General features: G+C 35.4%; 1 pseudogene. It reads left to right on the top strand.

Annotated features, from left to right (window positions below):
* Positions 1–283: 283 nt before the first annotated feature.
* Positions 284–593, top strand: a pseudogene (gene hblD / locus DN389_RS28245) (hemolytic enterotoxin HBL lytic component L1); the annotation flags it as partial.

Below are 593 nucleotides of genomic sequence, written 5' to 3'. Positions count from 1 at the left end.
TCAAAAAGATACATTAAGACAATTAAAAAATGTAATAAGTTACCTTGAAGAGCAGGTATATAAATTTTGATATTGCGTTTTTGAAAAAAACTATAAAGATTATAAGAATCTAGCGAAAGAAGGAGAAAAGTGATGAAAAAATTCCCATTCAAAGTGCTAACTTTAGCCACGCTGGCAACGGTTATAACTGCTACTACTGGTAACACTATTCATGCATTTGCACAAGTAACGACCGCTCAAGAACAAAAAGTAGGCAATTATGCGCGAAAGAAGGAGAAAAGTGATGAAAAAATTCCCATTCAAAGTGCTAACTTTAGCGCAACGGTTATAACTGCTACTACTGGTAACACTATTCATGCATTTGCACAAGTAACGACCGCTCAAGAACAAAAAGTAGGCAATTATGCTTTAGGTCCTGAGGGACTGAAGAAAGCATTGGCTGAAACAGGGTCTCATATTCTTGTAATGGACTTGTACGCAAAAACAATGATTAAGCAACCGAATGTAAATTTATCTAATATCGATTTAGGATCAGAAGGAGGAGAGTTGCTCAAAAATATTCACCTTAATCAAGAACTGTCACGAATCAATGC

Origin of the sequence: Bacillus sp. AY3-1, from assembly GCF_008368785.1 — a bacterium.
In the GTDB taxonomy this organism is placed as follows: domain Bacteria; phylum Bacillota; class Bacilli; order Bacillales; family Bacillaceae_G; genus Bacillus_A; species Bacillus_A wiedmannii.
Note: the sequence above shows the minus strand (reverse complement) of the source record. Positions and strands in the feature narration are given on the sequence as shown.